We start from the raw sequence: 24,588 nt of genomic DNA on the forward strand, positions 1-24,588 counted from the left end.
CGCGTCATTACGTCGGCGGCTTGTGGCTCCAGCCTACCGATGGAAAGTGCTTTCCGAAAGTAGTTACCGAATTGTTTCTGGCTATCGGTTGAGATAACAGGAAAAGAGGGCAAGAATCTAAATTAGCGCTTTCTGCGATGCACTTTCATTCGACTTCAAGGACGAAGGGAATCGAAATGAACAAGTCCACCCACATCCTCCCGGCTACAGCCCTCGCCCTCATCCTCACCCTCACCGCCTGCGCACCAGCCACCACCGAAAACGCTGAAGCCGCAGAATCCGTCCAATCCACCATTAAAGAAAGCCCCTTCTACCAGCCCGCCTACGACAAAGCCGCAGCCATCGCAGAAGGAAAAACCTCTCCGGACAACTCACGATCCTGGGATCCCTCGGCGGTGAAGAACTCGACCGCTACAAGAGCCTCTACCAGCCATTCGTCGACGCGACCGGCATTGAAATCGCCTTCGAATCCACCCGCGACATGAACTCCGTCCTCCAAACCCGCGTCGACGGCAACAACCCACCCGACATCGTCACCTCAGCCCAAGTTGGCCAACTCACCGAACTCGTCGCCAACGGTGACGTCCTCCCCCTCACCGACCTCGTCAGCGCAGAAGCGCTCACCCACTACCCCGACTCCGTCCTCGACATTGTCAAAAAAGACTCCACGCCCTACGCGCTCATGCACGCCTCAGTGCTCAAGGGCCTCGTCTACTACAACCCCTCTCACTACGACGGCCCCACCGACCCTAAAACCTGGGCAGAACTGACCGCCTGGACCACCGCCACAGCCAAAGAAGGCCACACCCCCTGGTGCATCGCCCTCGAATCAGGCTCAGCATCAGGCTGGCCCGCCACCGGCTGGATCGAAGAACTCTTCCTCACCAGCGCAGGCGCAGACGCCTACGACAAATGGACCCGCGATGAAATCTCCTGGACCTCCCAGGAAATGAAAACCGCGTGGGAAACCTTCGGAGCTGTCGCCGCCAACGAAGACATGGTCAACGGCGGACCCGTTGCCGCCATCTCCACCAACTTCATCAAGGGCCTGCTCCCCATGTGGTCAGACCCGCCCCGCTGCTCCCTCGCCATGCAAGCAGACTGGCTGCCCGCCACCGTCTCCACCCGCGTGGAAGGCATCGAAGTAGGAAAAACCATTGACTTCTTCATCGCCCCACCCGTCAAGCCAGAAAACGAAGGCCTCATCGAAATCTCCGGCAATATCCTCGCCGCCTTCAAAGACAGCCCCGAAGTGCGCGCCTTCATGGAATACATGGCCTCCCCCGAAGCGCAAAACCTCGTCGCCCAAACCGGCCTCTGGCTCCCCACCAACAGCGCCGTAGCCGACGATGCCTTCCCCAGCCCCGACCGCCTCGCCCAAGCCCAGATCATCAAGGAATCCACAGGTGTCTTCTTCGACGCCTCTGACACCATGCCCTCGGCAGAAAACGAAGCATTCTGGGCCGCCACACTCGAATACGTCGACGACCCCACCCAACTCGACACCATCCTTGCCGACCTCGAAAAGATTCGCCTCACGAATCGCTGATTGACCCGCCCCGCACTGAAGAAAGGTCTTGACGGATGTCGCCACTGCTCACCGCCCTCATCGCCGGCGTGTCAATCCCTATCGGGATCCTCCTCTACCTCCTCGCCGGTGAAGCCCTCCTCAAAAAGCAGGCACCAGCGGCGGACGCACCATCCGCGTCGCCCTCTGGCTCGCCCCCGCCCTCGTCCTGCTCACCCTCACCCTCGTCTACCCCCTCGTCTCCACCATCATCCTCTCCTTCAAAGACGCCAGGGGAGAAGCCTTCGTCGCCCTCGCCAACTACGTGGACATCTTCACCCGCTCCGAAACCCTCATCGCGGTACGCAACAACCTCCTGTGGATCTTCGTCTACACCGTATTCGTCACCGCCATCGGCCTCGTCGTCGCCACACTCTCAGACCGCGTCGGCTACGAAAAACTCGTCCGCACCATCGTCGTCCTCCCCACCGCGATCTCCTTCGTCGGCGCAGGCGTCATCTGGAGCTTCATGTACGCCTACGAGCCGCCCGGCCTGCCCCAAACAGGAACGGTCAACGCGCTACTCACCGGCCTGCTCCCCTCGGTTGACCCCATCGCCTGGCTAGCCGACAAAACCACCGTCAACGGCGCACTCATCTTCATCGGCCTGTGGATGAGCGTCGGCCTGGCCTCCGTCATCCTCTCCGCCGCCGTCAAATCCGTCCCCTGGGCCTCCATCGACGGCGCCACCGACCTGCAATCCTTCTGGAAGATCGGCATCCCCCTAGCCGCTCCGGCGCTCGCAGCCGTCGGCGTCTTCCAATTCATGTGGGTGTGGAATGACCTGCTCGTCTCATTGATCTTCCTTGGCGGAGCCCCCGACGTTGCGCCCCTGACCGTGGCCGTGTCCTCCCTGCTGAACTCGCGCGGCGAAGGCTGGGAAGTGCTCACGGCAGCGGCCTTCATCCTCATGATCGTGCCGATCATCGTCTTCTTCGCCCTGCAACGCTACTTCGTACGCGGCCTGACCGCAGGAGCCGTGAAATCGTGAGCGGAGAAGGTATCGGTGGTACGGGAGGTGCCGGCTCGGGACCTGCTGGAGGTGCTGGCTCGGGACCTGCTGGAGGTGCTGGCTCGGGACCTGCTGGAGCTGCTGGTAGTGGCCACGTAGAAACCGGCCACGTAGGCGTCGCCTCCGACACCACCCCGCTGACCAGCCCACACTCCGCGAGTGGTCACAATGTGCCGAGGGAAGGGGAAAAGGACCTTCCTGCTCACCAGGGCCGTGATGCCCAGAGCGCCCAATCAACCACACACCTGCCGCTGACCAGTCCATACTCCGCGAGTGGTCACAATGTGCTGGGGGAAGAAGGTGGGGAAGTTCTGCGGGCCAGCCCGGATGAGCCGGAGCTCAGCACCCAACTCAACGAGGCCACCCGCGCGTGGATCCTCGCCTGCAGAGAAGAAAGCACGCCCCTCGACCCCGCCGCGCCCATCCCCCTCCAACGCGCACACCAGCACGCCATCAGCGAACGAATCTTTGCCCGCATCAACCCAGGCATGCCCGACGGCCTCGACTGGGAGGAACACACCACCACCAGCGGAGTACCCCTCCTGCTGTGCCAACCACGGCGGAAACCTCGCCAAACTGAAGAATCTGCAGACGAGAACCCGAACCTGCGGCCAGTCCTGCTCTACAACCACGGCGGTGGATTCTGGCAGGGAAGCGCGGGGGCAACCCTCGACCGCGTCCTCGTTGCGCGGCGGGCCCTCGACCTGGGGGCGCTTGTCGTCAGCGTCGACTACCGCCTGTCGCCCGAGGCCACCTTCCCCGCCGCCCTCGACGATATTGACGAGGCCGTCGCGTGGATCCACGTTCACGCCCAGGAACTGAGGGTGGATGCGTCAACGCTCGTCATTGATGGGATATCCGCGGGAGCCTCCATCGCGATGGCGACCTGCCTGCGCGCTGCGGGGCAGGGGAGGAAGAACGCGGCCGGCCTCGTCCTTGAGGTGCCGATTGGAGACATGCGGAACGAGGCACTGTGGGTTGGCAAGCACGCCGCGCTGAACGGCTTGGAGGAGCTTCCAGCGATGTACCGCATGTATGCGGGGGCTGAACCTTTGGACAACCCACTGCTCTCCCCCGTGCTGGCCACGTCTTTTGCTGGGATGCCGCCCACTCACGTCATGACCGCCGAGTACGATCCGCTGCGCGATGCAGGGGAGGAGTTGGCGCGCCTCATGCGAGTGGCGGGAGTGAGCGTCACTGGCACCCGTCACTTGGGAGCCTTGCACGGCTCATCAGGGCTGGCAGGTATCGAGCCGGTTTCCCAAGCTTGGCATGATGATGTCTGCGCGGCGGTGCGTAGGATGCAAACACGCTAGCCCCGCCCGCCCCCATTTTTCCGCGAGTGGTCGCATAGAACCGACCACTCGCGGAAAACGCTGGCCACGGGCATACGGGGTAGGGACAGCCAACTGTCTTTCACTCCACCACCGGACCTGCCGGGTAGACTCAACCCCTGAACGTGCTCAAGAACCTGATCCAGAGCCTGGCACCGATCCCCAATCTGGCCACCAAACTGGCCGCTGCTCGGACCACTTGACGTATAAGAAGGAGGGCCACTCCATGGCCGAAACCCCCTACCCAACAGCACGCCCCGTCAATGAGGAAGAAGAAGCCCTCATTGAAAGCGCGCAGCAGATGATCGACGCAGCCACAGACACCACCCAGCTTGACGAGGACGGCATTCACACGATGGGTGCGGCTGTTCGCAGCGCAGACGGGCGCATCTTCACCGGTGTCAACCTCTACCATTTCACCGGCGGCCCATGCGCAGAACTCGTCGCACTAGGCGCTGCCCGTGCTGCCTGTGCCTTCGAAGTCACTCACATTGTGGCCGTTGGCAACCACGGACGAGGAGTATGCGCTCCCTGTGGCAAGGATCGGCAAGTCTTCATCGACTACTACCCACACCTGCGCGTGATCCTGCCCGGCCCGGACGGGCCAGTGAGCGTCCTCGCTACAGATCTACTCCCAGGCGCCTACCGTGTGAGTACTGCAGTCACCACCGAGAGCTGAACTCCTCCTCACTAATACCGCGAGTGGTCGCATAGAACCGACCACTCGCGGAAAAAATATGTGGTGGAGCCGGAAAATTCCGGCTCCACCACACTGCTTCAACGCGCCTCACGATCCATCACCGCCGAACTATCCAGCGGCAACGGCCTCGTCAAACGCGAAACGCCACTACTGGCCGCGACGCTTCAGGAACACCAACAGCACGCCCACCAGCACAAGCACGCCACCGCCCAGAAGCACCCAGGTCAGGCCAGAAGCGCCAGTGGCAGCCAACTTCTCCGAAGTCTTCTTCGACGGAGCGTCAGCAGTCTTCCCCTGAGGAGCAGAAGGAGTCTTTGTCTTTGAGGAGGCAGCATCATCCGCCTTCGGAGGAACAACCGTTGCTGGAGGCGTCGGCTGCACGGGAGGCGTCGGCTGGCCCGGCGCCACCGGAGGAGCCGGGGGAGTAGTGGGAGCCGGAGGAGTAGGGGGCGTCGGCGACGTGGTTGGAGGCACCGTCTGATCCGCGCTCGCGGGGAACCTCATCCGCACCCACACCGCGCGGTGGTCCGAGGTTGGGAAGGGCTGACGCTCACCCGTCTGAGGATTCTTATCCAGGCCGGTCAGACGGAAGAGCTCATCCTCACGAGTCGGCCAGAACACGCGGGCCTCCTCCACGAAGACACCGCGGTTGGGAAGCACGTAGTCCACGCGCAGATTGCCGGTGCGGCCATCACTGAAATCAGCGGTGTCATACTTCGGGTCACCCTTGTGGGTGGCGTTGGCCTCGCCCTGCAGAGCCTGCTCTTGCGGGCCGCCCTCAGAAGTGGGCAAAGTGTCGAGCACACGCGGGTTGCCCAGCAGCTGCATAATGGCGTGCTGATAAGAGTTACCATCAGAAGGATCAGCGTTGTAATCACCCAGGATCACAAAATTCGCATCCTGCGCCAGCGTGCCAGTCCCGCCCTTATCGTCATAGAGATAGGTGCCAGCCCCTGAAATGTAGTCCGCCCACATACGGATCTCATCATGATTGCGTTTCTGATTGCGCATCTCGGGCCCGTCAAAGGCAGGGGGAGTGGGGTGCGCAGCCAAAACGTGCACGATCGTTCCATTGACATCCACCGGGATGTCGGCGTGAGTCTTGGACGAGAGCGGGAACTTGGCCAGCTCCTCTACCGAATACCAGGAGGAGCCATCCGCGTTCACCGGCAGCGCCGCGCCGGGCATATCCTTCCACAAGAAATTCTGGAAGGTCCGCACCTGCTCAGCCTTGATCGGGTACTTCGAATACACGACGAACCCGTACTGGCCGGGGAACATGCCAAAGCCCCACGCGTCGTTCCCCGGCTTAATCTGCCCGTCATTATCCAGGTCAAAGCCTGAAGGGACGCCCGTGTTCACCGGGCCGGTCCACATGTAGGGGTAGGTGATGGGCTGAGCGCCGTTATGGCCGACCTCAAGGTAGTTTTTCCGGAAGAGGTCAGCGGCCTTGTGCTCAGTGTCGTAGTCGAACTCGTTAATGAGGATGATGTCGGCGTTGATGCGTTGGATGGTTTCCGCTGCGTTTTGCGCCTGGACATTGTCCCCGTTGGCGAGGTGCTCAAGGAGCTCTCCTTCGCGGGAGCGGTTGAGGCTCGCGTTGAAGGTGGCGACAGTGATTGGGGCCGTCATGGGAGCCGACGAGGAATCCGACGCGAGGGCCGGCGCGCCGGTCAGCAGGCTCAGGCAGAGCGCTGCCACGCCGCCGCCTGCCGCGACAGTACGAAACGTCATGCGGTGTCCTTTTGTGGGTAAGCAGGAAAGGGACGCTCGAGGACGAGCCGCACAGTAAGGATGGGAAACGACAGTAGAGTACCCGAGAGGTGCCTAGGGCAGCCACCATCGCTGCGCGCAGAAGAGCGTCATGTTTGTGCTGGTCACGCTCAGATTCGCACGCAGAAAGTCTAGCGTGGCGCTGAAGCAGGCGCTGGGAAACGAGGAACGGCACTGGGAAACGAGCGGAAGAGGCTAGGGAGCCCTGAGCGGAACGAAGGAGGGCAGCGGGCCGCCGGTTGCGCGTTCACCTCGTCAGTTGCCGCTGCCCTTCCCGCCCCCGGTGGCGGCTCACTACAGTGGTCGGCATGGATACTCTATTTCGTTGCGCGAGTGGTCAGGATCGTTCGCTCCTAGCCGAGGCTGTCCTTGGAAATATCAACTGGTGCGGCCCCCGATTCAGCGCTGCAGACGTCACAGATCAGCCTGACTTCGCCCGCTACGCCGCCCTCGTCGAAGAGAGGGGCGACTTCGGGGTTGTTGCGCTTGGCGAGGGCGGCGAGGCGGTCGGCGTCGTGTGGGCGCAGTACCTTGGCGCGGAGAACCCCGGATACGGCTACGTAGACGAGGCGACGCCAGAGCTGAGCCTGTGGGTGAGGGACGGCTATCGCAGTCAGGGGATCGGCCGAGCGCTGATGCGGGTGATGAAAGCTGAAGCATTGCGGCGAGGTGTGAGGCGCATCAGTCTATCCGTGGAAGAGGGAAACTACGCTCGCATGCTGTACGAGGACGAGGGCTTCGTTGCCGTTGCCGGGCGGGAGGCGGAGGGTGTGATGCTCTGGGAAGCAGGTTCAAACTGATACAATTCTGGCGCTTGTCTCAGTCAATTTTACCCTGAGATTGTATGAGAATTTTAGAGAAATATAGGAGTGATTGGGGGAGAACATGGTGAAGAGGCTTGTGGCAGGCATTATCGTTCTGATGCTGCTGTTGGCAGTGTTGTTGGGGTTTGCCGCTTGGCTGGGGAACTTCTCTGTCTTCTCGGTGTTTGCAAGCTCGTCGGATGAGAAAGTCGTCCAGTCGATCTCCCGTGAAGAGGAAGTCGTGCTGCTTCGCCTCGGAATCCAGGGGATTGCCGAGGAGACGGTCGCTACTGAAGTGTTCGGTCAAGCCCTGCCAGGAAGTGGACGGGCACATTTCTTGAAATACAAGTACTCGGCGATGCTGGGCGTTGACGGCGCTGAGGTCGACATTGAAAAAGTTGCCGACAAGAAGTTCCGCATCTCGGTACCGGAGTTCACCTTCCTGGGACACTCTGACGTGTCTTTCGAGACAGCAGTGGAGGATAACGGCGTGATTAGCTTCTTGACGCCAGAGATTGATATTCCTCAAACGGTGACGAAGATCCTCAATAATGAGGCGAAGGACCAGCACATTCAGGACAACAAAGAGCTTCTCGAAGACCAATGTAAGAACTTCTATACCTCAATTATTCGAGGGGTAGATCCAGGTGTGGAGTTCGAGTTCAGCTTCGCGGGATCCTGAACCACCTTCTTTTCTTTTTCCGCGAGTGGTCGCTTCTAACCGACCACTCGCGGATTTTTGAGTCTGGGGAGCTGAGCATGTTGATGATTCCCCGTAGCTATGCTGATACCAAGAGAGTCTCTCCCCATCTATATGGAGGTCTGCAATGGGCATCCCACAGAGCCACCTGGGTGCAGGCGAACATGTCATCCTTCACTTGCGCACCCATATGAAGGCAGTGTTTGGCAGGATACTCCTGGGAATTATCCTGACCGCAGCATTAGGTGGGGCCTATTACCTTGAGCCATTGAACTGGCACCCCTATGGCCTTATCGCTGCTACTGTCATCTGGGTTGTAACAATGCTCGTGTGGGTGCTGTGGCCGATCCTTAAATGGCGAATGCAGACCTACACCATCACCAACCGGCGCATCATTACGCGCGCCGGGGTGGTGAATAGAAGTGGGCATGACCTGCCGCTGCGACGCGTGAATAACGTTCAGTACGAGCGTGACCTTCTGGACCGTGTCCTGGGGTGCGGCACGCTTATTCTCGAAACTGCTGCCGAGGAGCCCCTCGTTCTTCACGATGTTCCCCGCGTTGAGAGGGTGCATGTGCAGATCACAGAGATTCTCTTCGCCGATGCTGATGCCGATGGGGAGCCTGAACTTCTGCGCGAAGAGTAGCGCCGTCTTCTCCTGGCGCGAGTGGTCGCTTCTAACCGACCACTCGCGCTTCTACCGGTTAGACCTAGGCGCCTGGGAAGCTCTCGACGCTCACTTTCATCACCATTTCGAGGGTTTGTCCTGCTTCGATTCTCCGCTCGGTACCGAAAGCATTGCCCGCCTCCACGCATAGGAAGTTCGTCCACTCCTCGTTTGGAATATCAGCCATACTGCGGGTGCCTTCTTCCCAGGGTGTCCAGACAATGCGGCTCCCAAATCCCTGCGTCTCGATCCGGATCGTTCGGGAAAAACCTGGGTCATGGAGCGTCACCGGAGCGTTGCAGGTAACAACGCGGTCGGTGGGGCCTATGAAAATCATCCGAGGCTCGCATATGCCTGGAGTGAAGCCCACAAGCCCGTCGAAGAAGGGCTCACCCGCTAGGCCTTCCAGATGCACACTGCGAACATCTGATACCCGAAAGTAGGTGTGGAAAGCGTTCTCGAACACAAACGAGTGGTCATCTGTGTTCGTCACCGTCAAAGACAGCTCAAGTGTCTGCTGGGCGCGGAGGGATAGCTCCGCCTCAAAAGAATGTGGGTAGAGAGCCCAGTGCTCCGCCGAGGTTTTTCCGCGAGTGGTCGCTTCTAACTGACCACTCGCGGAAGGGGTGTGGGTAAGGCGATAACGAAGTGTCTCCTCGCCTGTTCCTTGCACCGTTTCCCACTCGAGGTTTCGTGCGAAACCGTGGGAAGGTGCCTGCTGTGTATCAATGGCAGCAGAGCGGGCTGGCTGCCCGAACCATGGAAGGCATATGGGGATGCCGCCTCGGATGGGAGAGGGGGTGTGAAGAGAGGCAAGCGGGGAGACCCAGAGGACCTCGTCTGCATCTTGTGGGCGCCACGAGAGGACTTGCGCCCCGAAATTGCGGGCAATGAGGTATGCCTGTGGAGCGTGAGCGGTTCGGAGTGAGGAAGCAGTCATGGTTTGAGAATAGTGCGCCCGCCAGCGTACCTGTATGAACTTATAGGGAGTTTCAAAGATGGTTGGTTAGCTGTACTTTCGCGCGAGTGGTCGCGTAGAACTGACCACTCGCGGAGATATCCACAGAATTGGGGACACAGCGATGGCAAGGAAACAGCGTTATCCACAGCTTGCTACCCTCCAGACGGGGTATCCACAGGTAGAAAAAAGTCATTTCATCCACGAGCACCCCCGCGCCACACTGCCTTCATGGAACAAACAAGCACCCTCATCTACCCCTCCGCCGCCAACCTTCGAGCAAGCGCGCCATCTAGCCCTCTGCTCACCCTGCGATCGCGCAGCATCAATGAATTCCACTCTTCGCCCGCCGAGAAGGACGTGAGTCTTCCCAGTGAACTGACGGCCTCGCCCTCGTTAGGGGAACAACGAGAAAAGCCGCCGCAGATCCCGAAAACTGCAGTCGCCGCCGATGAGACGTGCATTCTCTTCCGCACGGACCTGTATGCGCGCGGAGAAACGCCGCGGACTATCCGGCGGAAGGTCCGCACCGGTGAGCTGATCCAGGTCGCCAGGGGCTGGTATGCGAACCGGCCGATGTCGGATATGGAATTACTGTGGGAGATGCAAAAGATTCTGCCAGCAGACGTTGTGTTCGCTGCTGAAACGGCAGGGCTTTTCTATGGCGTTGACGCGCGTGGTCAGGATCGCCCTGATGAGCCGTTTCGCTTGTGTATCCTTCGGCCTCGGGGTCGGCGTTCCTTGCGCCGTCCGGGTGAACGCTGCCGTTCCATGATGCTTGAGGACGAAGATGTTGTTGTCGTTGGTCAGGGGATTCGTATTACCTCACCTGTTCGTACGCTGTGCGACATCGCGATGTCGGAAAGGATTGATCGGGCGACAGCAGTGGTGGAGGAGTTTCTTCGCCTTCAGCTTGTCACCTTCAAGGAGTTGTGGGAAGCGATTCGCGTTCGACGAGGGCGACGCGGGGTGAAAACTTTACGTCGCGCTGTGCGGGAGGCTGATCCGCAGTCTGAATCGGCGCAGGAAACCGCTGTTCGTCTACGGCTGAAAGAAGCGGGGCTTCCTCCTCCGAGCACACAGATTGAGGTGAAGCGTAAGTGCGGTCGACTCTACCGCATGGATCTTGGTTGGCGTTGTGGTGAGGGCGGGGTGGCTGTGGAGTATTACGGTCGTGATTTCCACCCTGAGGGCGGGGAGCGAGGCGAAGCTGATGAACGGCGCCTGACTGAACTAGCTGAGGCCGGGTGGGACGCTATTGTCGTGCGAGCGGAGGACATGGCGGGGATTGAACCTGTGTTTGAGCGGGCGGTAGCGGATGCTTTGCGCGCGCGGATGGGGCGTCGTTTCCGCGTCGGTTTACGAGAAAAATGGCGTCGGACGAGGACGAACCGAGTTCGCAACGCCTGGAGTCGCAACGTGGGGATGGGGTGGACACTCTGGGAGGGGCGGAGGCGTGAGGGGCGTGATCGTCAGCGGCCGTGAGAGGAAGAGTGCGATGAGAGGAAGTAGAAAGATTGGAGTGTGGTTGGTGAGTGAGGTGGAGGTGAGAGCTGCGGGGGCATTATGGGCTTCTTGGAGTTATGCGACATGTGTTGACGTGGTGCATGTCGCAACAACCGCGGATGTCAACAAAGGGTAAAAACCGATACCCTGGATTGCGCAGAAAAACCGGCAGATCTGCCAGCACCCTGCGCTTTTCTTTCCTTTTCTCCGCGAGTGGTCGCGTAGAACTGACCACTCGCGGAAAAAGAGAAACACTGAGGAGGAACCATGTCGCTGCGTCACAACCTGCGTAACGTCGCAATCGTCGCCCACGTTGACCACGGCAAGACCACGCTTGTTGACGCAATGCTCTGGCAGTCTGGCGCATTCTCCGAACGCGACACCGTCGAAAAAACCGGCGAACGCGTCATGGATTCAGGCGACCTTGAGCGCGAAAAAGGCATCACCATCCTCGCCAAGAACACCGCCGTCCACTACCGCGGACCCTCCGCCACCGCCCTCGGCCTCGAAGACGGCGTAACCATCAACGTCATCGACACCCCCGGCCACGCCGACTTCGGCGGCGAGGTCGAACGCGGCCTGTCCATGGTTGACGGCGTCGTCCTCCTTGTTGACGCCTCCGAAGGACCCCTGCCTCAAACCCGCTTCGTCCTGCGTAAAGCCCTCCAAGCCCACCTGCCTGTAGTTGTCGTCGTCAACAAGGTCGACCGCCCCGACTCGCGCATCGAAGAGGTCGTTTCCGAAACCACTGACCTGCTGCTTTCCCTCGCCGAAGACCTGATGAACGAGGGCGTCGACGCCGACGTGGACGCCATTCTCGACGTCCCCGTCATCTACGCCTCCGCAAAGGCCGGCGTCTCCTCCCTCACTAACCCCGGCGACGGGCAGCTCCCCACCGAGAACCTCGAACCCCTCTTCGAAACCATCCTCAAGCGCATCCCCGGCCCCACCTACGACGAAACCGCGCCTCTTCAAGCGCACGTCACCAACCTGGACGCCTCGCCCTTCCTGGGGCGACTGGCTCTGCTGCGCATCCACAACGGCGTCCTCCGCAAGGGGCAAAGCGTTGGCCTGGCCCGCCACGACGGCACCACCAAGTCGGTGCGCATCACCGAACTGCTGCGCACCGAAGGCCTCGAGCGTGTGCCCGCAGAAGAAGCCCACCCCGGCGACATCGTGGCCGTGGCCGGCATCGAAGACATCACCATCGGCGAATCCCTCGTTGACCTGGAAGATCCCCGCCCCCTGCCGCTAATCAAGGTCGACGACCCAGCAATCTCCATGACCATCGGCATCAACACCTCGCCCATGGCCGGGCGCGTCAAGGGCGCGAAGGTCACCGCACGCCAGGTGAAGGACCGCCTCGATAAGGAACTAGTCGGCAACGTTTCCCTGCGCGTTCTGCCCACCGAACGTCCCGACGCGTGGGAGGTTCAAGGACGAGGCGAACTCGCCCTGGCGATCCTTGTCGAGCAGATGCGTCGCGAAGGTTTCGAACTTACCGTTGGCAAGCCTCAGGTTGTCACCAAGGAAATCGACGGTAAGACCTGCGAGCCGATGGAGCGCATGACCATTGACATTCCTGAGGAATACCTCGGCGCCGTCACTCAGCTCATGGCCCAGCGCAAGGGGCGTATGGAGACCATGGCCAACCACGGAAGCGGTTGGATCCGCCTGGAATTCGTGGTTCCGGCGCGCGGCCTGATTGGCTTCCGCACGCGTTTCCTTACCGAAACCCGAGGCACCGGCATTGCCTCGTCCATTTCGGACGGTTACGCGCCGTGGATGGGCGCGATCGAGCAGCGCCTGACGGGCTCGCTCGTGGCTGACCGCGCGGGCCAGGCCACCCCCTACGCCATGATTAACCTGCAAGAACGTGGCTCGTTCATTGTCGAGGCCGGCTCGGAAGTGTACGAGGGCCAGGTTGTGGGCGAGAATTCGCGTGGTGAGGATATGGATGTCAACATCACCCGCGAGAAGAAGCAGACCAACACGCGTTCGGCCACCGCTGACGTGTATGAGTCGCTTACGCCTTCGCGTCGCCTGACCTTGGAGGAGTCGCTGGAGTTTGCCTCGAATGACGAGTGCGTTGAGGTGACCCCGGAGGCTGTGCGCGTGCGTAAGGTTGTGCTCGATTCGCAGGAGCGCTTTAAGATCGCTGCCCGCGAGCGGCGCGCGAACCGTTGAGAGTGTTCGAGGTGAGTCCACCCCTCTCGCGCTCCTTTTTGCCGCGAGTGGTCGCATAGAACCGACCACTCGCGGTAATAGGAGAAAGGGAAGCCGACTAAAAGCTTCTAACTCAGCGGGAATGAGGGCGGCGGAGGCACCCGCTTGCCGGTGACCATCGTGGGAGCCTCGACTCGCACAGGGCCGCGGCGCGTATTGATCGTGACATGGTCCACTGCGGATTCAATCACGTCCCCGAGGGCGTCGTGTAGACCGTCCTCGAGCCTGTATCGCAATACCACGCGATCACCGGGTTTCCACTCAAGCCAGGGCAGACGTGGAGGGCGTGGAGAAGCCGGGGAATTGCCGGGCTGAGGTTCGCCTACACCTACTTGTTCGCTCACCTGAGTGATAATAGAGTGCCTCGAAGAAAAGCTGTAGTCTTCATTGCAGCAGTTCAAGTGAAGGAGAAGAAATGACGTACGTGATCGCGCAGCCTTGCGTTGATGTCAAGGACCGTGCGTGCGTTGACGAATGCCCGGTGGACTGCATCTACGAGGGCGCCCGCTCGCTGTACATTCACCCTGAAGAGTGCGTGGACTGTGGTGCGTGTGAGCCTGTGTGCCCCACGGAGGCCATCTTCTACGAGGACGACCTGCCAGATGAGTGGGCTGACTATTACCAGGCGAATGTGGACTTCTTCAACGATCTGGGTTCTCCGGGTGGTGCGCAGCGTGCGGGCGTGCAGGATTTCGACCCGCCGATGATTGCCGCATTGCCGCCGCAGAACCAAGACTGAATCTCACGCGAGAAAACCCGGGCGCTCCACGGATGCCCGGGTTTTTGGTGTTCGCCGGGCCTATGCGTGGCCTCTTATTTCCGCGAGTGGTCGGTTAGAAGCGACCACTCGATGAAATTGGGGATCGCCGAGGGCGTCTTGACGCTAAGGTCGAGTACTAATCAAAGACCCCGCCCCGATACCGTCCGCCCACGCGCCGCATCATTGCCCCTGACCTCAGTGGAGCTCATTCCTGAGCTTCTGACTCGAGATGGGGAGGCGCCCGATAGGAAGAGAATCCACTGATGCTCCCCAATACTCTTGGTCTGCCTGATTTCCCTTGGGACAAACTCGCTCCTGCTAAAGCTCAGGCCAGTGCGCACCCTGGCGGCATCTGCGATCTTTCGGTCGGCACCCCTGTTGACCCGACGCCACGTCTCATCCAAGAGGCGCTCAAGGAGGCGTCTGACGCTCCCGGCTACCCGACGGTCATCGGCACTCAGGAGGTGCGTGATGCTATCCGCGCCTGGGGTTCACGGCGCAATATGGTTGACGTGGGTGATAAGGGGGTAGTCCCGACGATCGGCTCGAAGGAGGCCGTCGCCTGGATCCCTCTTCTGTTGGGAGTTCGGCCAGGGCAGACTGTCCTCGTCCCTCATGTTGCTTATCCGACGTATGACGTTGGCGCGCGCCTCGCCGGAGCGACCCCGGTTCCCGTTGACCCCACGCGTCCCGACACGTGGCCTGATGCCACCCTCGTGTATCTCAATTCGCCGGGTAATCCCGATGGGCACGTTCTTTCTATTGAGGAGCTCAGGGCCGCTGTGGATTGGGCGAGGGCGCGTGGCGCGGTGATTGTGTCGGATGAGTGCTATGCCGCGTTGCCGTGGGCGGAGCCTTATGTAACTGAGGGTGTGCCCTCTGTTTTGGATCGGCGCGTGTGTGGGGAGGATCCGAGCGGCATTATCGTCTTGTATTCGTTGTCTAAGCAGTCTAATTTGGCGGGTTATCGCGCGGCGTTGATGTATGGTGATCCGGCGCTTATTGGTGCTGTTGTTGAGGTGCGTAAGCATGCTGGGATGATGGTGCCCGCGCCCGTGCAGCGTGCGTTGACTGTGGCTTTGGGGGACGAGGCTCATGTGGCCGAGCAGTATCGTTTGTACGCGCGTCGTCGTGAGGTGCTCAAAGAGGCTGTGGTGTCGGCGGGTTTGCTGGTTGACGAGGCTTCCGCTGCGGGTTTGTATCTGTGGGTGAGCCGCCCTCGCGTGGAGGAACCTTCAGATCTTGCTGCTTTTTCCGCGAGTGGTCGGTTAGATGCGACCACTCGCGGAAGTGGGGGAGAGGGTGAGGGGGATTCCTGGGCTTTGGTGGAGCTGTTTGCCCGGGCGGGCATCCTTGTTGCGCCGGGTGCGTTTTACGGCGAGGCCGCCCGTGATCATGTCCGGATTGCTCTGACTGCCACGGATGAGCGGATCGACGCGGCTGCTGCCCGAATCATGGAACTGGGCGCGGAGTTTTTTCGCGCCTGACTATGCGACGTATTACAGTTAGGACGAGAGTCCTATTTCATTGTCGAGAAGACCCTACATGCCCAAGGAGGCACGAATGACCCCCAAGGCGTCCCCCGCAGCCAGCAACGAAGCTGACGCAACGCCCCACGCCGCTGACGAAACCACAGCACCCGAAGTGGCGATGGAAGAAAAGCAAACGCCCGCCTCCGCAACCCTCACCGTGGGGGAGACCGTCATCGACCTGCCTCGTGTCCCAGCTGCCATCGGCTGCGACGGCGTCCGCATCGGCACCCTCATGAGCTCGGCGGACATCGTCACCCTCGACACCGGTTTCACTAACACCGCCTCCTGCGAATCCGCCATCACCTACATTGACGGCGATGCGGGTATTCTCCGCTACCGCGGCTACCCCATCGAGCAGCTCGCCAAAAACTCCACCTTCCTTGAGGTTGCCTACCTTCTCATCTACGGTGAACTGCCAGACGCCGCCCCCCTCGAGGCATTCAACCGCCGCGTCCAAAAGCATCGCCTCCTTCACGAGGACTTCAAGGCGTTCTTCACCGCCTTCCCCCACAAGGGTCACCCCATGTCCATCCTCCAGGCTGGCATTGCCGGCTTGGCCACCTACTACGAGCACACCCTGGATCCGCGCGATCCGAAGCAGCTCAATGACGCCCTCGTCCTGCTGATCGCCAAGGTCCCCACCATGATCAGCTACATCGCCAAGCGGGCCGCTGGCTTGCCGTTGCTCTACCCCGACGCGCAGCGCGGCTACACCGAGGACTTCATCCGCCTGACTTTCGGCATGCCCTACCAGGAGTACGACATCGACCCCGCCCTCGTGCGTGCCCTCGACATGCTCCTCATCCTCCACGCCGACCACGAGCAGAACTGCTCAACCTCCACCGTGCGCCTCGTTGGCTCCTCCCAGGCGAACCTCTACGCCTCGGTAGCTGCCGGCGTGGGCGCCCTCGCCGGCCCTCTACACGGCGGTGCGAACGAGGCTGTCTTGCGCATGCTCCACCAGATCCGCGACGAGGGTATGAGCGTGCAAACCTTCGTCGATAAGGTGAAGAACAAGGAAGATGGCGTGCGTCTGATGGGCTTTGGCCACCGCGTCTACAAGAACTACGACCCGCGCGCCGCCATCGTCAAGGACACCGCCCACGACGTGCTTTCACGCCTGGGTCGCCGCGACGAGCTGCTCGATATCGCGATGGAGCTCGAGGAGATCGCCCTTTCGGACGACTACTTCAAGGCCCGTAAGCTCTACCCGAACGTGGACTTCTACACCGGCTTGATCTACTCGGCCATGGGCTTCCCCACGAAGATGTTCACCCCGCTATTTGCCCTGGGGCGCCTGCCGGGATGGATTGCCCAGTACAAGGAAATGACCGAGGATCCGGCCACGAAGATCGGCCGCCCGCGCCAGGTGTACGTCGGCGAGGTTGAGCGTGATTATGTGCCGCTGCGTCAGCGCGGCCCGCGTTTGATGGAGAAGTAAGTCGCCGTCATTGCGTCATTGTTTGACGAGGGAACCCGCCCCGGTGCCGAGTGCATCGGGGCGGGTTTTTATGTGTGTGGAGTGGGGGAGTGGCGGTGGGGTGTGGGGAGAGGGCAGCGTTGAGGGGCAGGCGGAGGGCCGGTGTTTGGTAAGGAGGGGCGCTGTCCGTCTGGCCGAGGAGTGTGTGTTGCTGAGGGGGCACGTGTGGAAGAAGGAGTTTGACGTGAGCGTGACAGGTGAGGAAAGGCTGGATCTTCCCTGGATATTTCCGCGAGTGGTCAGTTAGAAGCGACCACTCGCGGAAAAGGCGAGGGGCTGTAGGGGCTGCTTCTCTCTCCTCCCCACCAGATCGCAACAAAAGCGGCCGCCGGAAGGATCTCCAGCGGCCGCCCTCGTCAATCAGAATTTAGTTCGTCGCGTGCAGCGCGTCATTGAGCTCAATGCCCGCCCCGCCGCGCGAGAGCGCCTCGACGCGACCCGACAGTGAGTTACGGCGGAAGAGCACATTCGAAGCGCCGGCGAGCTCACGAGCTGCAACCGTGCGAGGCTCCGCGAAGAGGCCGTGACGGCCGGGGATGACACCGCCCGAGGGCATGATCGTCACCTTCGTGCCAGCCGTCAGGTACAGGCCTGCCTCGACCACGCAGTCATCACCCAAGGGAATCCCCAAACCGGAGTTGGCGCCCAACAGGCAGCGTTTGCCTAGGCGCACGCGCTCGCGGCCACCTCCCGACAGGGTGCCCATCGTGGAAGCGCCGCCGCCGACATCGGAGCCATCGTCAATGACGACGCCCTGCGAAATGCGGCCTTCGACCATGGAGCGGCCAAGAGTGCCGGCGTTGAAGTTGACGAATGCGGCGTGCATGACGGTGGTGCCTTCGGCGAGGTGTGCGCCCAGGCGGACCTTCGCTCCGTCGGCGATGCGCACGCCGGAGGGGACGACGTAGTTGACCATGGGCGGGAACTTGTCGACACCAGTGACGGTGACGCCAAAACCATATTTGGCGCGTAGGCGCATGCGGGTGGTTTCGAAATCTTCGACGGCGCACGGGCCAACGCTAGTCCACACGACGTTGGGGAGGCGCGAGAAGATGCCGTCAAGGTTGATGGAGTTGGGGGTGACGAGCCGGTGGGAGAGCAGGTGCAGTCGCAGGTAGGCGTCTGCGGTGGATTGTGGCTGGTCGTCGAGGTCGGCGCTGCAGGTGACGACGGTGGTGCGCACTCCTCGTGCGTCGTCGCTGGTTTGCAGGGCTGTGAGGGTGTCAAGCAGTTCGTTGCCGTCGCCGTCGGCGCGTTCGCCGAGGTGCGGCTCGGGGTACCACACGTCGAGGGTTTGGCCGCTGGTGGTGACAGTGGCGAGGCCAATACCCCATGCTTTCGTATTTTCCATGTTCTTTACTCTATGGCGGTGTCTGGGGGTTTGCGCGGGAAGTCCATCTGGTGAGGATTCAGGCGCTCACGCCGGAGGGAGCAACGAGGGAGGGCATGGGAATTGAGGTTGGAGTGAAGATACCCTCGGCGTTCCCTGGTGAAGCAAGTGATTTCGCGAGTGGTCGGTTAGATGCGACCACTCGCGAAAAGAAGTTGGGGGAGTGAAGGAAATCGGGAGGAGGTGAGATGAGCACAGAAGAGAAGAAGGCCAGCGGGGGTTAGCGCCTGTGATCCCATAGGTCGGGCCAGAAGACACCTAGTTCAGCAAACAAGGAGCGGGTCAGCGGCAGGGAAATGCCGACCACCGAATGGTGATCTCCTGTTACGCCACTAATGAAGGGGCCGCCCAGAGAATCGATCGTGAAGGAGCCTGCCACCTTGAGGGGTTCGCCCGAAGCAACGTAGGCGTCGATTTCCTCGTCGCTCATGGTTCCAAAGTGAACGAGCGTCGAGGCTGAGGCGCCAGCTTCTCCCTGAATGGTTCGGACAGCGTCCTCCGGCCCTTGCGTGGGGGTCAGGCGCATGGCGTAGTGGCCGGTCCAAAGCACTGCGTCGCGTTCGCGCATTTCCTTAATGCGCTCGACAGCGACCTCGGGGGTGTGAGGCTTTCCGAGCATGCGTCCGTCGAGTTCGAGCATTGAGTCGCAGCCGATGAGTACGAGGTCCTCAGTGGCGGGAAGGGGATCGCCTGTTGATTGGTCGACGCCGCCGGTGGTCAGGAGGTCTTCGGCGACTGCGCGACATTTTGCTGTTGCGAGGGCGAGGACCTCGTCAGCTGGGGTGGTGCCGCCGGAGAAGGCGCGTCCGCCGGGAAGGTTTGCGAGGACGGCGTCCTCGTCGACTTTGGAGACGACGATGAGGGGGGTGATTCCGGCGTTGATGAGGGTTTGGCGGCGGGCGGGTGATTTGGAGGCGAGGAGTAAACGCATGGTTCTATTGTCGCTGATTCACCGCGCGTTGAACGCGAGTGGTCGCATCTAACCGACCACTCGCGAAAAAAAGGGGGTGAGGTGGGGTGGGATCGCATTTTCTTGCGCCCATGACTACACTCTGATGGTGATGACGGACACACATCTGACTTTGGTTTCCTCGAATGAGCATCCCCAGGTGCCCAATACGATTAGCAACTACGAGGAATGTTTGCTTGGCGGCCCTGTGACTTTAAGTGCGCAGGACCTTGCTGAGTGTACCTCCACCACTGTCGAGATGGTCAACGACTTCTGGTCCGCCATGGGTTTTCGCACGGTCACCGCTGACGAGCTTGCTTTCACCCTCCGTGACTTGGAGGCCTACGAGCGCTGGAGTGCCCTTGTCGCTTCAGGCGACATCGACGAGGCTACCTCGCGCTCTCTCCTTCGCGCCCATTCTCATCTCGCTGACCGTCTGGGGTTGTGGCAGGTTGAGGCCTTGGTGGAAGATGCGATGCGTCGCCATGGCTTGGATGACACGACGGCGCGTATCTACGTTCTGGATCATATGCGTGAGCGTGTTGAGATCCTCCAGGAGGCCTTCACTCACGCTTGGCAGCGCCAGCTTGAAGCGCTTCTGACTCGTACGTTTAATGAGGTGTCTCGCCGTGGGCACGTGGATGCGAAGAAGCGTTTCCCGCTGACGCGTTCGTTGGGTTTTGTTGACATGGTGTCCTACACGTCGACGTCAACGATTTTGGGTGGGCGTCTGCCGGATCTGATTGGTCGTTTCGAGGATGCGTGTCGTTTTGCTGTGACTGAGGCGGGCGGGCGCGTGGTGAAGATGATTGGCGATGCGGTGTTGTTTATCGCCGATGATCTGGAGACGGGCCTGGAGGTTGTGACGTCTTTGATTGACCGTTTGCAGGCTGATGATGAGATTTTGCCTGTGCGGGCTTCTTTTGTGCGTGGCGATGTGTTTTCGCGTTCGGGTGACGTGTTTGGTCCGACGGTGAATCTTGCGGCTCGTTTGGTGGGGATTGCGCCTGAGGGCAAGATTTTGACGGATGCGTCGACTGCGGCGGCGATTGGTGCTGGTAAGGGGGGCGCTGGCTATATGGTGGATGAGTTCCCGCCGGCGGAGTTGCGGGGTGTGGGGACGGTGTTGCCGTATTTGGTGTCGCGTCGTTTTGATTGACGAGGGCGTCGCGGGTGGGGCGTTGTGTGGGGTGTCTTCCCGTGGGGGTGTTGGAGCGTTTGTGGAGTCTGTGGAGCTCGCCGTTGCTGGCGGGCTTTTCTTTATGTTTCCTGGGCGAATCCTGCATTTTTTCGCGAGTGGTCAGTTCTATGCGACCACTCGCGAAAAAGAGGGGGTGTTTGGGGGTGGGGGTATCCCCCCGAGTCGAAAGTAATGTGAGATTTGAAATAGGCTTTACTTGGTCAACAACTGTGCAAGAAAACATCTCATTAGGGTATGATCATGGCGTGACTACAGTTCTCCTCGTCGAAGATGACCCCGCAATCTCTGAACCCCTTGCCCGCGCGCTGGGCCGAGAAGGCTATGAAGTGCGCGCCCATGGAACCGGACGCGGCGCGCTAGCCGAAGTTGACGGCTGCGACCTCGTCGTTCTCGACCTTGGCCTTCCTGACATTGACGGCCTCGACGTCGCCAGGGAAATCCGCGCATCCGGACGTAGCGTCCCGATCCTCATCCTCACCGCCCGCACCGACGAGGTCGACATGGTAGTCGGCCTTGATGCTGGTGCCGACGACTACGTCACCAAACCCTTCCGCCTGGCTGAACTCCTCGCCCGCGTTCGCGCCCTTCTGCGTCGCACCGGCTCCGACCACTCCGACGGCGACCTCATCGCCCAGGACGTGCGCGTCGAGGTCGCTGCCCACCGCGCCTTCGTCAAAGAACGCGAGCTTCAGCTGACCGCTAAGGAATTCGACCTCCTGCGCGTCCTTGTGCGCGAGGCCGGGTCCGTTGTCGAACGCGACGCCCTCATGCGTGAGGTCTGGGGGTCGGATCCGACCGGCTCGACCAAGACCCTTGACATGCACGTATCGTGGCTGCGCCGCAAGCTCGGTGATGACGCTGCTGATCCGCGGTACATCACCACCGTACGCGGCATGGGTTTCCGCTTCGAAAACGCGAACTCCTGAGCAAAGCCACAAAGCGTTAATCCCCCGGTTCTGACCGGGGGATTAACGTCACCAGCTTTCACACGTGCCCCGCTCGCCCACCTGGCTCTGACGTCAGCGGGACGTACACTCGTGGAAGCAGCGGGGTCCGCGAGGCCGTGCCACACTATCGGAGGTGATAATCGTGCGTAAACGCGCTGTTCACATGATTTTGACGACCGTGACTGTTGTCGCTCTCCTCCTGGGGGTCCCGGGCGCGATCGCTGCTTCGATCGTGGTGTGGCACCACGATCAGGCCGCCCTCGAAACTCGCGCTGAGTCCCTGCTGCGGGCCGTTGATCGCCGCCTTCAAAACTCCTCTGACGTGCCCATTAGTCTCATTGACGCGTGGGCCACGCCCTTTTCTAAAAATCAGGCCGAGGCTCACGCCCGCGTGTCCATCCCCGGTGGGCGCGTCTACGCGGTGGGTGGAGAGGTCACGGGCCGCAAACTCGTTGCTTTCACCTCCTCCGCGAGTGGAACGGCCGTTCACATGGAGGTTTCCGCCCAGAAGTCGATCAGTAAGGTGCTGATGGTCTTTGGTCTCTTTCTTGCTGGGATGGCGACATCCTTGGGTGTTGGGTGGTTGATGGCTTCGCGTCTGGCCCGCCGCCTGTCGGCGCCTCTTATTTACCTGGCTGCTCAGGCCGAGCAGATCGGTTCTGGCCAGGTGCGAGCCCGCGTGAAGCCTTGCGGCATTGAGGAAATTGACCTTGTGCAGGAAGAACTTGCTCGCACGGCGGAGCGTATGGCTGGGCGCCTGGCGGCTGAGCGCCAGTTCGCGGCGGACGCCTCTCATCAGCTGCGCACGCCCCTGACCGCGCTATCCATGCGTTTGGAAGAGATCGAAATGATCAGCACGGAAGAGGAAGTGCGCGAGGAGGCTGCTAGTTGCCTGGAACAGGTGGAGCGCCTTACCACCGTGGTGAGTGAGTTGTTGGATGCTTCGGCGCGCACCGGCGGCAATACGGAGGCCATTCACATCATTGAGATTCTCAACGCTCAGCGTGAGGAGTGGGAGGATGCTTTTGAGCGCGCCGGGCGTGAGCTGATCTTTACTGACGAGGCCGACCTTCCTGTCCTGGCTGACGCTCCAAAACTTGGGCAGGTGCTCGCCACCCTCATCGAAAATTCCTTGCGTTACGGGGCGGGGGTGACGCGTGTGGTGGCCCGCCGTAGTGCGAATAAGCGCGGCGTGATGATTGACGTGTCTGACGAGGGCGAGGGGGTGGCCGAAGATCTCGTTTCGGAGCTGTTTGAGTATGGGGTGTCGGGTCATGGCTCGAGCGGTATTGGTTTGGCTTTGGCGCGGGATTTAGCTGCTGGTATGGGCGGGCGCCTTGAGTTGGCGCAGAATTCGCCGCCTGTGTTCACTATTTCTTTGGCGGCAATTCCGGCCTCTTTGCGTCCCGATCGGGTGATGCCTGAGGGGCCGTTGGTGTCGACGGGACGTCGCAGCCGCCGCTTCTAGTTCTCCTCGCGCCTTCCACATTTTTCGCGAGTGGTCGCTTCTAACCGACCACTCGCGTGTCAGACAAATGTGGGGGAGGGGAATTGACCGCAGCATGTAGCCTGAGTGAGCGTCCTTGCCGGGGTTGGGTTGGCGTCCTTGCCGGGGTTGGGTTGGCGCCCTCGCCGGGGTTGGGTTGGCGCCTTTGTCGGGTTGGCGACTTCGCCAGATGGCACCTTCACCAGATGGTGCCTTTTCAGGGCAGCTTCTTTGTCGAGTCGCGAGTTGTTCCCGCATCGCTTCCCTCTGTCTTGGGCTGCCTGGGCTGCCGTGCTCTTATCGCCAGCATCCTCCTCTGCCTTCGCCCAGTCGGTGAACATACCTGCGAAAAACGCTGTGCTGACGCTAAGTTGAAAGGGTGCATGTCGCAAAAACCAGCCCCCGCCCTGTTGTTGCCGTCATCGGAGGCGGCCAGCTCGCCCGCATGATGCAAGAAAGCGCGATCGCCCTCGGCATTGAATTGCGCGCCCTCGTCGAAGCCACCAACGGCTCCGCCGGACAATCCATCGTCGCCGCCCCCGCAGGCGCCCCAGCAGACATCGAAGCCGTCGGACGCATCGCAGCAGGTGCTGATGTTCTCACCTTCGAGCATGAGCATATTCCTGCCGCCACTTTCGAAGCCTTCGCTGCGCACCTGCCAATCCACCCCAGCCAGGGGGCACTCCTCTACGCCCAAGACAAGCTCGCCATGCGCGCGCGCCTGACTGAACTTGGTCTGCCATGCCCCGCGTGGGAGCGCATCGAAACTCCCGGCGACCTGCAGGCTTTCGGGGATGCTCAGGGGTGGCCCGTAGTCGTGAAAACTCCGCGTGGTGGCTATGACGGTCGCGGCGTGCGCCTCGTCAATGACGCCAATGGCGTCGACGACTGGCTGGCCGCTGGTGGCCCCCTCTTGGCTGAGGCGTGCGTTCCTTTCATCGGCGAGGTCGCCGCCCTCCTGGCCCGCCGCCCCTCCGGCGAGGTTCGCGCATGGCCCGTCGCGCAGACTGAACAGAGGGACGGTGTGTGCGCCGTGGTCACGGCTCCTGCCCCGAATCTCAGTGAGGAGTTGGGCGAGCAGGCTCAGGAGATTGCCGCGACCATTGCCCGCGAACTTGATGTCACGGGAGTGCTCGCTGTGGAAATGTTCCTCGCTCCGGGTGAGGATGGGCAGTTGCGATTGCTTGTCAACGAGTTGGCCATGCGCCCGCACAATTCGGGCCACTGGACGATTGAAGGCGCTGTGACCAGCCAATTCGAGCAGCACCTGCGCGCGGTGTTGGATCTGCCTCTGGGGGATACTTCGATGCGGGCGGAAGCTGCCGTCATGGTCAATCTCTTGGGTAGCGCCTATGAGGATCCGTCGCAGGGACTCACCGAAGCTATGAGCGTAGCTCCCGCAGCGAAGATTCACTTGTATGGCAAGGAAGTTCGTCCTGGTCGTAAGCTCGGCCATGTGACTGTCTGTTCTGATTCTCGCGAGTGGTCGCGTATAACCGCCCACTCGGCGATTGCGGCGTTGTCGGGGCCGACGCTGGAAGGCTAGGAGGCGTCCCCGCGCTCCCCTTGCCGGATCCGGATGCCCTCCCCTGCGCTA

At 61.1% G+C, this 24,588-nt stretch carries 21 protein-coding genes; 17 read left to right on the top strand and 4 right to left on the bottom strand.

Features of this window, described 5'->3' with window-relative positions; genetic code table 11:
• Nucleotides 1-176: 176 nt before the first annotated feature.
• The 5 genes from HWX48_RS04190 (at nucleotide 177) to HWX48_RS04210 (ending at nucleotide 4,592) form a co-directional block, all read left to right on the top strand.
• Nucleotides 177-485, top strand: coding sequence for a hypothetical protein (locus HWX48_RS04190; RefSeq protein WP_175954909.1), 309 nt, complete (start codon nucleotides 177-179; stop codon nucleotides 483-485).
• Entirely contained in the window at nucleotides 458-1,549 is a 1,092-nt protein-coding gene (locus HWX48_RS04195) for an ABC transporter substrate-binding protein (RefSeq protein ID WP_254872961.1), read from the top strand. Before HWX48_RS04190 ends, HWX48_RS04195 begins: the two co-directional genes overlap by 28 nt.
• Before the next feature lie 283 nt (nucleotides 1,550-1,832).
• Nucleotides 1,833-2,558: a carbohydrate ABC transporter permease gene (locus tag HWX48_RS04200; RefSeq protein WP_175954911.1), complete on the top strand. Its 726-nt coding sequence runs from the start codon at nucleotides 1,833-1,835 to the stop codon at nucleotides 2,556-2,558.
• Nucleotides 2,555-3,895, top strand: coding sequence for an alpha/beta hydrolase (locus tag HWX48_RS04205; protein ID WP_175954913.1), 1,341 nt, complete (start codon nucleotides 2,555-2,557; stop codon nucleotides 3,893-3,895). Before HWX48_RS04200 ends, HWX48_RS04205 begins: the two co-directional genes overlap by 4 nt.
• Before the next feature lie 244 nt (nucleotides 3,896-4,139).
• A complete protein-coding gene (locus HWX48_RS04210; RefSeq protein WP_175954915.1) occupies nucleotides 4,140-4,592 on the top strand; it encodes a cytidine deaminase in 453 nt (150 codons plus the stop codon).
• A 168-nt stretch (nucleotides 4,593-4,760) separates the two neighbouring features.
• On the opposite strand, the gene HWX48_RS04215 is transcribed toward HWX48_RS04210, so the two are convergent.
• Nucleotides 4,761-6,347 carry an endonuclease/exonuclease/phosphatase family protein gene (locus HWX48_RS04215; RefSeq protein ID WP_175954917.1) on the bottom strand — a complete coding sequence of 529 codons (1,587 nt, stop codon included), beginning with the start codon at nucleotides 6,345-6,347 and terminating at the stop codon, nucleotides 4,761-4,763.
• Nucleotides 6,348-6,694: 347 nt separating this feature from the next.
• On the opposite strand from HWX48_RS04215, the gene HWX48_RS04220 reads away from it, so the two are divergent.
• The 3 genes from HWX48_RS04220 (at nucleotide 6,695) to HWX48_RS04230 (ending at nucleotide 8,535) form a co-directional block, all read left to right on the top strand.
• On the top strand, nucleotides 6,695-7,186 hold the full coding sequence (locus HWX48_RS04220) for a GNAT family N-acetyltransferase (protein ID WP_175954919.1): 492 nt from the start codon (nucleotides 6,695-6,697) through the stop codon (nucleotides 7,184-7,186).
• 85 nt (nucleotides 7,187-7,271) lie between these two features.
• Nucleotides 7,272-7,871, top strand: a complete 600-nt coding sequence (locus HWX48_RS04225; RefSeq protein ID WP_175954921.1) for a hypothetical protein — start codon at nucleotides 7,272-7,274, stop codon at nucleotides 7,869-7,871.
• 145 nt (nucleotides 7,872-8,016) lie between these two features.
• Nucleotides 8,017-8,535: a PH domain-containing protein gene (locus tag HWX48_RS04230; protein ID WP_175954923.1), complete on the top strand. Its 519-nt coding sequence runs from the start codon at nucleotides 8,017-8,019 to the stop codon at nucleotides 8,533-8,535.
• Nucleotides 8,536-8,599: 64 nt separating this feature from the next.
• Here the strand turns inward: HWX48_RS04230 and HWX48_RS04235 are convergent, their stop codons facing one another.
• Nucleotides 8,600-9,496 carry a D-hexose-6-phosphate mutarotase gene (locus tag HWX48_RS04235; protein ID WP_175954926.1) on the bottom strand — a complete coding sequence of 299 codons (897 nt, stop codon included), beginning with the start codon at nucleotides 9,494-9,496 and terminating at the stop codon, nucleotides 8,600-8,602.
• A 249-nt stretch (nucleotides 9,497-9,745) separates the two neighbouring features.
• Here HWX48_RS04235 and HWX48_RS04240 point away from each other — a divergent pair, with 249 nt between their 5' ends.
• The 5 genes from HWX48_RS04240 to HWX48_RS04260 all read left to right on the top strand — a co-directional run bounded on the left by HWX48_RS04240 (nucleotide 9,746) and on the right by HWX48_RS04260 (nucleotide 16,979).
• Nucleotides 9,746-10,999 carry a hypothetical protein gene (locus HWX48_RS04240; RefSeq protein WP_175954927.1) on the top strand — a complete coding sequence of 418 codons (1,254 nt, stop codon included), beginning with the start codon at nucleotides 9,746-9,748 and terminating at the stop codon, nucleotides 10,997-10,999.
• A gap of 288 nt (nucleotides 11,000-11,287) precedes the next feature.
• Nucleotides 11,288-13,207, top strand: a complete 1,920-nt coding sequence (typA, locus tag HWX48_RS04245; RefSeq protein WP_175954929.1) for a translational GTPase TypA — start codon at nucleotides 11,288-11,290, stop codon at nucleotides 13,205-13,207.
• Between the two features lie 454 nt (nucleotides 13,208-13,661).
• On the top strand, nucleotides 13,662-13,985 hold the full coding sequence (gene fdxA / locus HWX48_RS04250) for a ferredoxin (RefSeq protein ID WP_175954931.1): 324 nt from the start codon (nucleotides 13,662-13,664) through the stop codon (nucleotides 13,983-13,985).
• A 284-nt stretch (nucleotides 13,986-14,269) separates the two neighbouring features.
• Nucleotides 14,270-15,493 (top strand): succinyldiaminopimelate transaminase, encoded by a 1,224-nt coding sequence (dapC, locus tag HWX48_RS04255; RefSeq protein ID WP_175954933.1) that lies wholly within the window; start codon nucleotides 14,270-14,272, stop codon nucleotides 15,491-15,493.
• Between the two features lie 163 nt (nucleotides 15,494-15,656).
• Nucleotides 15,657-16,979 (top strand): citrate synthase, encoded by a 1,323-nt coding sequence (locus tag HWX48_RS04260; protein ID WP_175955050.1) that lies wholly within the window; start codon nucleotides 15,657-15,659, stop codon nucleotides 16,977-16,979.
• A 406-nt stretch (nucleotides 16,980-17,385) separates the two neighbouring features.
• Here the strand turns inward: HWX48_RS04260 and dapD are convergent, their stop codons facing one another.
• Entirely contained in the window at nucleotides 17,386-18,369 is a 984-nt protein-coding gene (dapD, locus tag HWX48_RS04265) for a 2,3,4,5-tetrahydropyridine-2,6-dicarboxylate N-succinyltransferase (protein ID WP_175954935.1), read from the bottom strand.
• 259 nt (nucleotides 18,370-18,628) lie between these two features.
• Nucleotides 18,629-19,339 carry a nucleoside triphosphate pyrophosphatase gene (locus HWX48_RS04270; protein ID WP_175954937.1) on the bottom strand — a complete coding sequence of 237 codons (711 nt, stop codon included), beginning with the start codon at nucleotides 19,337-19,339 and terminating at the stop codon, nucleotides 18,629-18,631.
• A gap of 130 nt (nucleotides 19,340-19,469) precedes the next feature.
• Between HWX48_RS04270 and HWX48_RS04275 the strand changes: the two genes are divergently transcribed.
• The 4 genes from HWX48_RS04275 to HWX48_RS04290 all read left to right on the top strand — a co-directional run bounded on the left by HWX48_RS04275 (nucleotide 19,470) and on the right by HWX48_RS04290 (nucleotide 24,537).
• Nucleotides 19,470-20,516, top strand: a complete 1,047-nt coding sequence (locus HWX48_RS04275) for an adenylate/guanylate cyclase domain-containing protein (RefSeq protein WP_175954939.1) — start codon at nucleotides 19,470-19,472, stop codon at nucleotides 20,514-20,516.
• A gap of 287 nt (nucleotides 20,517-20,803) precedes the next feature.
• Nucleotides 20,804-21,484, top strand: coding sequence for a response regulator transcription factor (locus tag HWX48_RS04280; protein WP_175954941.1), 681 nt, complete (start codon nucleotides 20,804-20,806; stop codon nucleotides 21,482-21,484).
• A gap of 163 nt (nucleotides 21,485-21,647) precedes the next feature.
• Entirely contained in the window at nucleotides 21,648-22,973 is a 1,326-nt protein-coding gene (locus tag HWX48_RS04285) for an ATP-binding protein (RefSeq protein ID WP_175954943.1), read from the top strand.
• Between the two features lie 397 nt (nucleotides 22,974-23,370).
• A complete protein-coding gene (locus HWX48_RS04290) occupies nucleotides 23,371-24,537 on the top strand; it encodes a 5-(carboxyamino)imidazole ribonucleotide synthase (protein ID WP_175954945.1) in 1,167 nt (388 codons plus the stop codon).
• Nucleotides 24,538-24,588: the final 51 nt, after the last annotated feature.

This window comes from Schaalia sp. Marseille-Q2122 (assembly GCF_903645355.1).
Lineage (GTDB): Bacteria > Actinomycetota > Actinomycetes > Actinomycetales > Actinomycetaceae > Pauljensenia.